At 39.7% G+C, this 12,782-nt stretch carries 11 protein-coding genes; 9 read left to right on the top strand and 2 right to left on the bottom strand.

Annotated elements, in window-relative coordinates:
* The first annotated feature begins 92 nt into the window (after window positions 1-92).
* Window positions 93-1,082 (top strand): serine hydrolase domain-containing protein, encoded by a 990-nt coding sequence (locus tag I6N95_RS06850; RefSeq protein ID WP_209526008.1) that lies wholly within the window; start codon window positions 93-95, stop codon window positions 1,080-1,082.
* A gap of 48 nt (window positions 1,083-1,130) precedes the next feature.
* Here I6N95_RS06850 and I6N95_RS06845 read toward each other — a convergent pair whose 3' ends face one another.
* Window positions 1,131-3,395, bottom strand: a complete 2,265-nt coding sequence (locus tag I6N95_RS06845) for a family 10 glycosylhydrolase (RefSeq protein WP_209526005.1) — start codon at window positions 3,393-3,395, stop codon at window positions 1,131-1,133.
* A 211-nt stretch (window positions 3,396-3,606) separates the two neighbouring features.
* On the opposite strand from I6N95_RS06845, the gene rimM reads away from it, so the two are divergent.
* From rimM to I6N95_RS06805, 8 genes are all read left to right on the top strand, one after another.
* Window positions 3,607-4,131: a ribosome maturation factor RimM gene (rimM, locus tag I6N95_RS06840; RefSeq protein ID WP_209526003.1), complete on the top strand. Its 525-nt coding sequence runs from the start codon at window positions 3,607-3,609 to the stop codon at window positions 4,129-4,131.
* The gene (gene trmD / locus I6N95_RS06835; protein WP_209526000.1) at window positions 4,121-4,882 is read left to right on the top strand and encodes a tRNA (guanosine(37)-N1)-methyltransferase TrmD; all 762 of its coding nucleotides are present in this window, start codon (window positions 4,121-4,123) and stop codon (window positions 4,880-4,882) included. Before rimM ends, trmD begins: the two co-directional genes overlap by 11 nt.
* Window positions 4,883-5,005: 123 nt before the next feature.
* Window positions 5,006-5,839: a BglG family transcription antiterminator LicT gene (licT, locus tag I6N95_RS06830; protein ID WP_209525998.1), complete on the top strand. Its 834-nt coding sequence runs from the start codon at window positions 5,006-5,008 to the stop codon at window positions 5,837-5,839.
* A gap of 95 nt (window positions 5,840-5,934) precedes the next feature.
* On the top strand, window positions 5,935-7,794 hold the full coding sequence (locus I6N95_RS06825; protein ID WP_209525996.1) for a glucose PTS transporter subunit IIA: 1,860 nt from the start codon (window positions 5,935-5,937) through the stop codon (window positions 7,792-7,794).
* Window positions 7,795-7,811: 17 nt separating this feature from the next.
* Window positions 7,812-9,239 carry a 6-phospho-beta-glucosidase gene (locus tag I6N95_RS06820; RefSeq protein WP_209525994.1) on the top strand — a complete coding sequence of 476 codons (1,428 nt, stop codon included), beginning with the start codon at window positions 7,812-7,814 and terminating at the stop codon, window positions 9,237-9,239.
* 142 nt (window positions 9,240-9,381) lie between these two features.
* Window positions 9,382-9,729, top strand: a complete 348-nt coding sequence (gene rplS / locus I6N95_RS06815; RefSeq protein ID WP_209525992.1) for a 50S ribosomal protein L19 — start codon at window positions 9,382-9,384, stop codon at window positions 9,727-9,729.
* A gap of 608 nt (window positions 9,730-10,337) precedes the next feature.
* Window positions 10,338-11,111, top strand: coding sequence for a helix-turn-helix domain-containing protein (locus I6N95_RS06810; RefSeq protein WP_209525990.1), 774 nt, complete (start codon window positions 10,338-10,340; stop codon window positions 11,109-11,111).
* Between the two features lie 64 nt (window positions 11,112-11,175).
* The gene (locus tag I6N95_RS06805) at window positions 11,176-11,595 is read left to right on the top strand and encodes a VOC family protein (protein ID WP_209525988.1); all 420 of its coding nucleotides are present in this window, start codon (window positions 11,176-11,178) and stop codon (window positions 11,593-11,595) included.
* Window positions 11,596-11,941: 346 nt separating this feature from the next.
* On the opposite strand, the gene I6N95_RS06800 is transcribed toward I6N95_RS06805, so the two are convergent.
* Window positions 11,942-12,766: a sulfite exporter TauE/SafE family protein gene (locus I6N95_RS06800; RefSeq protein WP_209525986.1), complete on the bottom strand. Its 825-nt coding sequence runs from the start codon at window positions 12,764-12,766 to the stop codon at window positions 11,942-11,944.
* Between the last annotated feature and the right edge of the window lie 16 nt (window positions 12,767-12,782).

The following is a 12,782-nucleotide window of genomic DNA, read 5'->3' as shown; positions in this document are numbered from 1 at the left end:
TTAAGTAATAAGAAGGGGTCTGTTATTTTTAAAGTTATTTTAAGTAAAGGGCGTGGTATAATAAAAGAAATACGCGATACGAGGAGAGTAAAATGAAGATAGAGAATGTGGCACCAGCAAGCTTTAGTGGCGTTGTTGGCTTGTATCAAGCGGATCAGCCGGTGTTAGAAAGGTCTTTTGGCTTCCGTGATTTACCGAATCAAATACCAACGGATTTAGAGACCTTATTTGGGACAGCTTCTGCTGGCAAGGCTTTTGTAGCAGTTGGCATCATGGCGTTAATAGAGGAGGGGAAGATTCAGCTGACCTCCAATTTATCGGAAATTTTGCCTGATGATTTAGGCAAGGTTGATCGGAGTATCACGATTTATGAGTTATTGACTCATACGTCGACTATCCAAGATTATTTTGACGAGTCTATCATGGAGGCCTATGAGGAATTGTGGCAACAGTTTCCCAATTATCGCATTCGACAGAACCAAGATGTATACCCGTTATTTATAAATAAGCCAGTTAATTTTGACAATCAAGGGAAGTTCCAATACAATAATTCAGGCTTTGTGATGTTGGCAGCGGTGATTGAAGCGGTGACAGAAATGCCATTTGATCGCTATCTGCAAAAAGTAGTTTTTGAACCAGCAGGCATGAGTCGAACAGGTTATTATGAGTTGGATCGCTTACCTGGTAATACAGCCAGTGCGTATTGTTTTGATGAAGAAACTGAAAGTTATTATAGCAATATTTATAGTGTTGATGTAAAAGGAACAGGGGCAGGAGGGTGTTTCACCACTTTAGGAGATGTCCAGCGCTTTTGGCAAGCGTTGTTGAATGATCGATTGACCAGTGCTGCCAGTCGCGACGAGATGTTTACCCAGCAGGCAACCAATGGGGAAGAAATCTATGGACTTGGTTTTTGGTTAACGGAGTTAAATGGTCAATTGGTTCCTTATTTTGAAGGGATGGACCCAGGCATTTGTTTCTTTAGTTTATTTGATGTGACCCGTCAGACGATGGTTGTTGCCATTAGTAATAAAGCTGATAATGTTTGGCAAATAGGGATGGATTTTTTTAAGCAATTATAAGAAACGTCTAAAAGAGATGACAAGGGTCATCTCTTTTAGGCGTTTTATTTAGATCGTTTTCTTTTTGTAAATCAAGCGGAGGGCTAGGCCTAAGACCAATAGTCCCAAGTAAGCTAACGATGGGGTAATCCTCGCGCCTGTTTGAGGTAAAATACTCTTTTTAGCGGCAGGATCCAGTGTTTTTTTATTACTTGAAGAAGGGGGTGTTGCTGATTCATTGGCCTTCTTATTGGAAGAACTTGACGAACCCGTTTCACTGGTAGTTGAGGTTGAATCACTGGTCGAACTGGATGTTTCAGTATTTTTAGCATAGAGATAGCTAACACTTTGAGGGCTATCAGTGAATGTGCCAGTGGCATTTGCTGGCAGTGCTTTAAGGGTATACCCCTGAAACTCTTTGTTTTCTGTTTCATAAGTTGCTCCAACTTGACCTGTTAAGACGACTTTAGGAGATAACTCTGTTTGATCCTCAGCGAGATATGAGACGGTGACCGAGCCACCAAGTGGTTCAGGTGTTTTAATCAATGTCGGTTCAGATTCAACTCCAGCAGCATCGACGGCGCTTACGTAGTAATTTTTGTCAGCCGTCTTGGTAGAGAGCAGTGGGTAAGAGAATTCTTTTTGATCTCCTGCCCAAATTCTGTCAACGATGTTGCTGGCTGATGTTGTTGTTTCTGTAGCCGTGCCTTCTCCGCTGTACAAAATGTAATAACGAGTGGTTTGATTAGTGGTAGCATCAGACCATTTTAAGGTAGTGGCGTCTTTGCTGATAGCAACAGGTGCAGCTAATGTTTCGTGAGATAACCACGGTTTTTCTGGTACAAGAGCGGGTAAATTAAAATACCCTTCTTTTAATAAGGCGATCGAGGCATTTTTGGCTTGGTGTCTCTCGCGCAAGTTCTCAGCCAAACTGTTGATATCCGAAGGTTGGATATCGTTATAGCTAAACAAGGCACTGCCTTTAATGTTTGAATAACCTTGATTAAATTTCAATTGGTTAGGTACTTCCTCTGGATTAAGCCAAGAGGCATCCCAGCCTCCGTTGCTCACATGCTTATAATTAGCATGACCGACATATACTTGGGTGTGACTGCCTTCAGCCGCATTATTCCACCAGCGAGCCAATTCACCGTAAGGCGCGGCTGCTTGATCAAAGCTCCAATAAATTTGAGGAATTACATAATCAAGACTGTCTGCTTTCATCCATTTATAAGTATCTGCATAAATACTAGAGGAATAAGATTGAGACGAACCTGTCGGTGTATTGGATCCTAAAGGATTATTTGCTTTGTGTTCCCAAATGCCAAAGGGGCTAATACCGAACTGAACAGCTTTCTGATTGGTTTGATTGTGCTGATCAATGACTGTTTTAAGACCGTCAACTAGTGCTGTGATATTATCACGGCGCCAAGCTTCAATATCGCTATAACCTGCTCCGTACTCTTTGAAAGTGGCAGCATCTTCACCTTTGTCGCCGAAAATTACATTAACCCCATCAACTGTAATGCGATAAGGATAAAAATAGTCGTCAAAGTGAATAGCGTCCACATCGTAATTATGAACCACTTCAGCAATTGAGGCGATGACATAGTCTCTAACAGCTGGAATTCCTGGGTTTAAAAATAATTTTTCATCAAAGGAAAGCACGTTTTCAGGGTGGAGAAGGGCGTAATTATTACTGGCTAAAATCCCTGCTTTACCTAAAGCTTTGACTTGTTCCACAGTGCTTAAGGCGAGAATTTCTTCTTTCGTCATGCCGGTTTTTTTCAGCACACTGTCACTGGAAAGTTTGGTATTTGTTACTCGGTAAGGGTTGAACCAGGCATGATATTCCATGCCGGCTTCGTGAGTAACATCGATCATCCATTTTAACGGGTCATATCCCGGATTTGCCCCTTGTTCCCCAGTGATAAACTCTGACCAAGGGTTAAGTTCTGATGGGTAATAGGCATCTAACAATGGTCTTACCTGAAAGATCATGGCATTCATGTTCCAATCAGAGAAGTCTTTTAGCACATTCAAATAATTTGCTTGAAAATCGGCCTGAGAAGTGGCTTTTGGGAAATTTAAATTGCTAATAGTTGCGACCCATGAACTCTTAAATTGATTTTTAGGTTGTTCATAATGAGTCGGGATGTTAATAAAATCACTTGAATTGCTATAAAAGGGAACAGGTGTTGCACTATCATAACCTAAAGTCCCATCTGCCTTTTTTCCAAATTTATAAAGCGGTTGAGATTCCGCCAACGCTCCAACTGGCAGTAGCAAGGTGCTAAGTGTTAACAACGCGGCAACGCCAAACTTTTTTTTCAACGATAAAATCCTCCATTTTTCGAAATACTTGATAACGTTATCAGTAGATTTAATATATCACTTACGAAATAATATTTCAAGTTATTATACAAAAAAACGAAATATAATTTAAGGGTGTAGGTTTATTCAAATAAAGTACAACATTTTCATAGATTAATAATCCTGCCAATGATACAATATGAGAAGAATTTAGTCGCAGAGGAGATTAAACATGATAGAGTATTTTAATGTAGGTAAAATCGTTAACACCCAGGGGATAAAAGGAGAAGTGCGTGTTATTTCTGTAACGGATTTTGCTGACCAGCGTTATAAACCAGGCAACGTTCTGCATTTATTTCAAGATAAAAAGGCACCGATTAGCTTAACTATTCGGTCACACCGTAAGCATAAAAACTTCGACATTCTGGCATTTGAAGACCATCCGAATATCAATGACGTGGAAAAATATCGTGATGGCATCTTAAAAGTTACCGCAGATGTCTTAACCGAATTACCAGAAAATGAGTATTATTATCATCAGATTGTTGGCTTGAAAGTCATTGATGAAAATGGCCGTGAAATGGGGAAGATTAAAGAAATCTTGTCTCCAGGTGCCAATGATGTCTGGGTAGTTCAACGTCAAGGAAAAAAAGATGCCTTGATTCCTTATATTGAATCGGTTGTAAAGGTCATCGATTTAGAAAAAGGTCAAGTGAGTGTCGAAATACCTGAGGGGTTATTAGACGATGAGAATTGATGTTTTAACCTTGTTTCCGCGGATGTTTGAAGGGCCTTTAAGGGAATCGATTTTAGGCAAAGCGATCGAAAAAGAATTGTTGGCCGTTTATGTTCATAATTTTCGCGATTTTTCAGATAATAAGCATCAGCAAGTCGATGACTATCCATATGGTGGCGGTGCCGGGATGCTGCTTAAGGCTCAACCGATTCATGCGTCTTTAGAAGCGATTAGGGAATCAAGTCCTGCTACTAGTAAACGCGTGGTGTTGCTTGATCCAGCCGGCAAAAAATTTGATCAGTCTTTAGCGGAAGAATTTTCAGAAGAAGAGCACTTAATCTTTATTTGTGGTCATTATGAAGGGTATGATGAGCGAATTCGCAGTTTCGTAACAGACGAAGTTTCCCTAGGTGATTATGTCTTAACTGGCGGGGAATTAGGGGCCATGGTGATGATTGATGCCACGGTTCGCTTGTTGCCAGAGGTTTTGGGCAATGATGAATCAGCTAAAACTGATTCTCATTCGACAGGACTCTTAGAGCATCCACAATACACGCGACCTGCGGAATACTTAGGGATGGAAGTGCCAGAAGTGTTGCGCAATGGGAACCACAAATTGATTGCCGAGTGGCAACTAAAAGAGTCGCTACGTCGGACGTATTTAAGACGGCCAGAGATGCTGGAGCAGTTGGAATTAACAGATGAAATGGAAAAAATGTTACAGGAAATTAGTCAAGAAGAAGCTCGGGCAGTTGACAAAGAAAAACTTTAATTATATACTGTGAAAAACGGATCGTTACTGTTTAATCAGGCGTGACCAGTGGCCAGACTTAGGTGTGGTCACTTTGGTTGCGTTTTTTTGTTCGTCAAGCATATGAGTCGGGAGAAGTGGCAGATGAAAATTGTGAAGGTATTTAATAACAATGTATCATTAGTGTTAAACGATGATCACGTTGAAGAAATTATTATGGGAAAAGGAGTCGGTTTTAATAAATACGAAGGTGATTTAATTGATCAAGGATTAATTGAAAAACGTTTTATTTTAGAGAGCGACAAATCGCTGACCCAACTTCAAAGTTTGTTGGACCGCATTGAAATGGATGATATTGAACTGGCCAGTGATATTATTCAACGTGCTGAGCAAGCACTTGGTTTTCAGCCAAATGACAGCATTTTGCTGACATTAACGGATCATATTAGCTTTATGCTGCAACGCACTCGTCGTAATGAAACTTTTCGGACGCCTCTCGAATGGGATATTAAACAGTTGTATACGAAAGAGTATAGTTTTGCCTTGGAGGCAGTTCAACTTATTCAAGAGCGAACGGGCTATGAAATTCCCAAGCAGGAAGCAGCCTTTATTGCCTTACATTTTATCAATACTTATACCTTTAATCATGATATGGAAGAAACCATGCTTTACACTAAAATTATTCAAAATGTGGTGGATATTACCAAGTATCATTATGGGCGGGAATTTGATGAAACGTCTCTTGATTTTAACCGTTTTGTCACACATATTCGCTATTTTATCAAACGGCAATTGCAACAGGCTCAGATCAGTTCAGATTCGAGCATTGTCAAGGTGGTTGCGGCCAAATACCCGCAAGATTATCAATGTGCCTTAAAAATAACCAATTTTTTAGAACAAACTTACGATTGGCAGATTGGCAAAGATGAGTTACTCTATTTATCGATTCATCTCAATCGCTTATCGACAACTAAATAATGGATCGTTACTGGTAATGCAGGCGTGACCTAAGTATTAAACACAGTTTATTTGTGTTTATTCTTAGGTCTTTTTTGATGAAAGGAAGAGAAAAAATGAAACATTTAGAAGAAGCACAAACGATCGTAAAGAGCGTCGGTGGTGAAAAAAATATTAACGGATTGGTTCACTGTGCCACCCGTTTGCGATTTAGTTTAGCAGACGATAGTCAAGTCGACAAAAGCACCATTGAATCTTTACCAGATGTCTTGTCGGTGGTCAATAGCGGGGGGCAATTCCAAGTCGTTATTGGTAGCAAGGTGCCGGACTATTTTGCGGCGATTAAATCAATTACCAAGATAAATGGCGAGAGTACTAGCCCAAAGAAAGGCCGCTTTAGTTTTAACATGGTTTTTGAAATTATTTCAGGCGCCTTTTCGCCGTTGATCCCAGCGATGGCTGGGTCAGGAATGATCAAAGCCATCTTAACAATTCTCGTACAAGTGGGCTGGTTATCGGATGCTAGTTCTAGCTATGCCGTCATGTCAGCAGCTAGCAATGCCATCTTTTATTTCTTGCCGGTTTTCTTAGGCATTACCTTAACTAGTAAGATCGGTGGCAATATGTATGTAGGAGGGGTTATTGGCGCAGCCCTTCTGGAACCTAGTTTTACTGGGCTGATCGGTCAAGAAAATCTCGACTTCTTAGGCATCTCGCTGAAAGCCGTTGACTATGCCACCACTATTTTTCCGATTTTTGTGGCGATCTTCATCTATTATTTTGTTGATCGCTTTTTGAAAAAACTTATTTTTAAAGACATTCAACTATTCGCAGTGCCGATGTTTAGTTTGATGCTCATGGTTCCTTTAACCATTTTGATTTTTGGGCCTTTTGGTACAGTTGTGGGAGATGGTTTATCCCAAGGGGTGACCTGGCTAATTGAAAAAAGCAGTTTATTGTCAGGGATTGTCTTAGGTGGGGGCATGCCATTTATGGTAATGTTTGGTCTTCACTGGGGTTTTTCACCGATTACCATTGATAATTTGGCCAATTTAGGGGGGGACCCAATTGAAGGAATGGCTGTTGCTGCCGTCTTTGCGCAAATCGGCATAGCGATCGGCTTTTACTTGCGTTCAAAGAAACATTCAAAAATGAGAGCTTTAACGGGTCCTCTAGCTTTAACGGGTCTTTTTGCTGGCGTGACTGAACCGATTGTCTACGGTTTAATCTTGCGGTATAAACGCTTGTTGCCAATCGTGGCGATTTCAGGGGCAATTGGTGGGGCAATCTGTGGTGTGACGGGGGTTACCATGAATGCCTATGTTTTCCATAATATCTTTTCGATTCCTGTTTATACTCCTAAATTAGGTTATTTTTTAGGAGTGGGCAGTTCTCTAATCGTCGGCGCGGTTTTAAGTTATTTCTTTGGTGTCAAAAAGGAAGAAGAAAGTGAATTTTTACCAGAGACAGGCCTAGAAAGTGACTCATTTGCGAATGTGTCCCCTCTTCAAGTCAGTGATGAAACCTTGATTTTAGCTCCTGTCTCAGGACAAGTCCTCCCTTTAGCAGAGGTGGATGACCAAGTTTTTGCTAGTGGGGCAGCCGGTCAAGGGGTGGCAATTATGCCAACGGATAATCAAGTTGTAGCGCCATTTGATGGCGAAATCGTCGCCGTTTTTCCTTCAAAACACGCCATTGGCATCAAAGCGACAAATGGTTGCGAAATATTGATTCATATCGGCCTTAATACAGTGATGCTGGAAGGGGATGGCTTTGATGTTCACGTTACCCAAGGACAATTCGTGGGAGCAGGGGAGCTGTTGATTACCTTTAATAAGGCGCTAATTGAAGCAGAGGGGTATTCGCTAGTGACGCCAATTATCACGACCAATCTACCGGAAAATACGACGGTAGTGCCACTAACCATGGACAGCATCAAAAGCGGTGAGGCACTTTTCACCATTACAGCAAATTAGAAAAGAGGATAAAAGAGATGAAAGCAGATTTTTTATGGGGCGGCGCTGTTGCCGCCCATCAAGTTGAAGGTGGCTGGAATCAGGATGGAAAAGGGTTGAGCATTGCCGATGTCATGACAGCAGGTACAAAAGACCGTCCACGCCAGATAACTGACGGTGTAGTCCAAGATGCATTTTACCCTAATCATGAAGGGATTGACTTATACCACCATTATCAAGAGGATATTCAGTTGTTCGCTGAAATGGGATTTAAGTGCTTTAGAACAAGCATTGCTTGGACGCGGATTTTTCCACAAGGGAATGAGGCGGAGCCTAACGAAGCTGGCTTGCTCTTTTATGACAAGCTTTTCGATGAGTTACTGCGTTACAACATCGAACCAGTGATCACCTTGTCTCACTTTGAAATGCCTTATTACTTGGTGAAACACTATGGCGGCTGGCGCAGCCGTGAACTGATTGACTTTTTTGTGAAGTTTTCTTTAACTGTCATGGAACGTTATCGTCATAAAGTTAAGTATTGGATGACTTTTAATGAAATAAATAACCAACGGATTTTAAATAATCCGATTTATTCCTTTACTAATTCAGGGATTGTTTATGAAGAAGGAGAAAATAAAGAGGAAGTTATGTATCAAGCCGCCCATTATCAATTAGTTGCAAGTGCAAAAGTTGTAGCAGAAGGTCATAAAATAAATCCAGATTTTCAAATAGGTTGCATGTTGGCGGCCACACCTAATTATCCCTACAGCAGTCGCCCGACGGATCAGTTGTTGGCCCAGTCGGAAGATGAAAAGCAACTGTTTTTTACCGATGTTCATGTCAGAGGCCGTTATCCCCAACGTGTTTTAAATGAATGGCAAATCAAAGGCTATCAGATTGATCAGACAGAGGAAGACTTAGCGTGGCTGGCTCAAGGCAAGGTTGATTATATAGGGTTGAGTTATTATTTAAGTAATACGGTATCTTCTTCAACAGAGGGCGAACGCTTGGGAGATGAGCTCTTGGGGGATGATGTGTTAGTGGAGAATCCTCATGTTCCTTCAACTGAGTGGGGCTGGTCGATTGATCCTGTGGGTTTAAGATATTATCTTAATCTACTGGCCAATCGTTACGAACTGCCGTTATTTATCGTTGAAAATGGTTTTGGTGCAGTAGATGTTGTGACTAATGGTCAAATTAAGGATGACTATCGTATCAGTTATTTACGTGAACACATCATCGAAATGAAAAAAGCCATTGAGTTGGATGGCGTTGAGGTACTAGGCTATACTGTCTGGGGCTGTATCGATCCGATTTCATTTACGACCGGTGAGATGAAAAAACGTTATGGCTTTATCTATATCGATCGTGAAAATGATGGCAGTGGTTCTCTGGCACGTTCTAAAAAGCAATCGTTCTGGTGGTATCAAGGCGTGATTGCTTCAAATGGTGAGAACTTAGGCTAGTCAGGAATCATGTAAAGAATTTTAACTTTACATGAGTAGTCGGCTGTGTTAAACTGTTTTAGTGAGTGCAAAAGCGCTCAACTATTACGACATTCCGCTGGGCTGAAATCTTATGAATGTTTGGAATAAGGAGAAAGATAAAATGAATCCATTAATCGAAGCTATTACAAAGGAACAATTACGTAGTGACATTCCTGCTTTTCGTCCTGGGGACACTGTACGTGTTCACGCGAAAGTAGTCGAAGGTACTCGCGAACGTATCCAGTTATTTGAAGGTGTTGTTATTAAACGCCAAGGTGCTGGAATTAGCGAAACTTACACTGTACGTAAAATTTCTGGTGGTGTTGGCGTGGAGCGTACGTTCCCAGTTCACACACCGCGTGTTGCTCAAATCGAAGTTATCCGCTTTGGTAAAGTTCGTCGTGCGAAACTTTATTACATCCGCGAATTACACGGTAAAGCAGCTCGTATTAAAGAAATCCGTCGTTAATAAATCGTTATCTAACGGTACTAAACCCTTGATAAATCAGGGGTTTTTTGTTTTGGAGTTGTTTAAGAAAACTGGTGGAAATCATAGGGAAAGTTGACGACCAGAAGGACTTCTAAAATACTAAAACGAAGTCCCAATTTAAAGAAGATACCATTACCTTTCTTAAATTATAGAGAATCATCAGATTGTAAATGTGATATGACCAATAAATATAGCTTAAAATCTTCACCCAAAGAAAAAGTGAGCTTACAACAAATGGAGGAAGAATAATGAAATAATGCAGTTGTGACAATTGGCTTGTTGGTGGTGGTCCGTTTTACAGATGGGATTGGCTATAAGAGGTGCGGCAAAACTGTAAAAAAAGACCATTAAAAGATAGCAGGAAAGACGATCAGATTTAAAATGCATTTTTGCTAAATTATTAAGAGAGCTTAAGTTGAGCGTTCGTTTCTATTTAAAAAATTTGGGACTAACAACAATAAGATTATCTTCGTTTACATGTTATAATGTTATTAGAAAATTTTATCTTTTTTGCAAATTGAGTAGTTGGCAGCGCTTATTTAGTCATGTGATTTAGAGAAACTAGAGCTTTGAGAAGGAGGGGGAAAATGAAAACTAAGATGTCTGAAATTCTTTCTTTTATTTCAGAAGAGGCTGTGAGTAGAAAGATGACAAGTGAGGAAATTGCCGCTCACTTTGGTTATGATAAGCATCACTTTAGTCGGAAATTTAAAGAAATAAATGGATTTAGTGTTGTTGAATTCCTCTCGAGTTTAAAAGTTGAAAAGGCGATTATGGAACTTGATGAAGAAACAAGAGTAATCGACTTACAAGAACATTCAGGTTTTGAAAGCAGTGGCAGTTTCACGAATACATTTAAAAAATATACAGGTAGTTCTCCTAGAGAGTACAAAACGGAAATGAGTGACATTTTTTACGATATTCAACGCTTTGAAAATGAGGATAAGGGAAAATCGATAGCGTATTTTGAAGAAAAGCATCATTCTTTTTGTACAGTAAATATTGAAGTGCCTGACGTATTTGAAAAGGGCATCATATTTATTGGACTTTTTCGTACACTGATACCGAACCATATGCCAATATCTGGATTAGCGACTAAAAAATTAATAGGAAACGAATTGAAAAATATTCCGAATGGGGACTATTATTTATTATCTTGTGCTATAAGCCGTTCCAATAATATTCTCTCTTACTTTAACTTAGGCAATAGTTTAAGAGGAAAAGAAGATGAACGATTATCTTTTCCAAAATGTTCTGGCAATAGTTACACGATTAAGTTAAGAGAACCAATACCAGAAGATCCACCAATTTTAGTGAATGTGGGGAAACTGTTAATCTCCTCTTTAAAGAACACAATCTAGAATAATATTATTTGATCGTGACATGATAAAATAGTCATAAGCTGATGAAATGGAGATGGAAATAATGATTAAAACAGGAACCCCATATTTATACTTTTATGATGAGTGCAATGATGCATTAAATTATTACGTTGATATCTTTGGAGCTGAAATTGTCGAAAAAGCTACATTTGAAGATGTGGAGTATATGGAAGATGAAAGTCGTAAAAATTGTATTGCTTATGCTAGTTTTAAACTCGGTGAAAGTGTTGTTCTTGCAAATGATTTTCTCGAAAAGAAAAGCAAAGAGCATGAGGCGGCAAGCTCACAGACTAGCATTTGGCTTGAGTTGGAAAAGGGGGCTGATATAAAGCTTCTGGAAGACAAAATGTTAGCAACTGGTTCTAAGAGCCTTACAAAACTTGAAGAAACTTTTTGGGATTCTTTTTATGCTAAAGTCGAAGATAAATTTGGGATTATTTGGGAATTGAATGCTCAAAAGTAGTGAGTCCGAACATGCTGACGTGGAGTAGAATTTTGGTAAAATGAATGATCTTAAGCAACTTCATCGTTGGTGGTGAAGTTGCTTTTTTGTGTGATATTAGGAACAAGGAGGAAGCTAAGTATAAAGTGCAAAAATATAAGTGAGTATCACGCTAGCTATGATACCCGAAATTTCTATTGATAATGCTTACTATATGATTCAGTTGAGAATGAATCATAATAAATCGGCTCTTTGAGTAGGGATACTTTCCATAATTCCTCTTTAGTTCTGTCATAGGCCGCACTCAAAAATAAAGGGAAGGGAGTGCCTGCGAATGCCCAAGAAGAACTAGCTTAAACCACTAAAATTACCCAACTAATGAGTGTATTGCCATAAAAATCATATAGAGGCTAAGGGCAATTAAGAATAGGGCAAAATAACGTTTGATGTTATTGTCAGAGAGTCTAAGCATTAGTTTTACGCCGACTTTTGACATTGGGACAGATGCTATTGAGATGATTGCCACAGTAGGAAGATGAATGAACCCTAGTGAATAAGGTGGTAAGTTAGGGTAAGATAAACCACTAATAATAAAACCAACTGCTGCAAAAATAGTTAGGAATACGCCACAAAAAGCAGCTGTTCCAATGGCCTTTTTGATGTTCATTCCGGTTTTATTAAAAAAGGGGACAATTAAACCAGCGCCAGAAACACCGCCTAAAGTTGCAATTAGCCCAATGGCAATGGCAACAAGGTAAGTTTTAGTTTTGGAAAAAGTTGATCCGTCAGTGGTCTGGCTGACGTCTTGTTTACTTTGGAGGAACATTTTTGAACCAAAATAAACGAGAAATAAGGAGAAAAAAAGTTTTAGAAAGTTTTGATTGATTGAGGTGATCAGCTGGCTAGTAATGAGAACCGTTAATAAGAGAGCGGGTAAAAATGATGTCACTTGTTTAAAATCAATGTTTTGATTTCGATGTTGATTATACGCAGTTGCGGCAGTGCTGATGATCATTGTGGCAAAAGATGTCCCCATAGCCATAAACATTAGCTCTGATTGAGGGACACCGATTAATGGAAGTAGGGGAAGTAATGCTGGGACAATAATTCCGCCGCCACCAAGACCGAACATCCCAGAAATTAGCCCAACAAATAGACCCAAAATAAATACGCCAAACATATATGTTGCCATTATCGTAACCTCGTTT

Origin of the sequence: Vagococcus allomyrinae, assembly GCF_017829975.1 — a bacterium.
Lineage (GTDB): Bacteria > Bacillota > Bacilli > Lactobacillales > Vagococcaceae > Vagococcus_D > Vagococcus_D allomyrinae.
This window is presented reverse-complemented; position numbering and strand designations above follow the sequence as displayed.

Coding starts and splice junctions, on each gene's coding strand:
- I6N95_RS06820 (WP_209525994.1), top strand. CDS start 7,812: ATGAAAGCAGATTTTTTATGGGGCGGCGCTGTTGCCGCCCATCAAGTT.
- rplS (WP_209525992.1), top strand. CDS start 9,382: ATGAATCCATTAATCGAAGCTATTACAAAGGAACAATTACGTAGTGAC.
- licT (WP_209525998.1), top strand. CDS start 5,006: ATGAAAATTGTGAAGGTATTTAATAACAATGTATCATTAGTGTTAAAC.
- I6N95_RS06850 (WP_209526008.1), top strand. CDS start 93: ATGAAGATAGAGAATGTGGCACCAGCAAGCTTTAGTGGCGTTGTTGGC.
- I6N95_RS06825 (WP_209525996.1), top strand. CDS start 5,935: ATGAAACATTTAGAAGAAGCACAAACGATCGTAAAGAGCGTCGGTGGT.
- rimM (WP_209526003.1), top strand. CDS start 3,607: ATGATAGAGTATTTTAATGTAGGTAAAATCGTTAACACCCAGGGGATA.
- I6N95_RS06805 (WP_209525988.1), top strand. CDS start 11,176: ATGATTAAAACAGGAACCCCATATTTATACTTTTATGATGAGTGCAAT.
- I6N95_RS06800 (WP_209525986.1), bottom strand. CDS start 12,766: ATGGCAACATATATGTTTGGCGTATTTATTTTGGGTCTATTTGTTGGG.
- I6N95_RS06810 (WP_209525990.1), top strand. CDS start 10,338: ATGAAAACTAAGATGTCTGAAATTCTTTCTTTTATTTCAGAAGAGGCT.
- trmD (WP_209526000.1), top strand. CDS start 4,121: ATGAGAATTGATGTTTTAACCTTGTTTCCGCGGATGTTTGAAGGGCCT.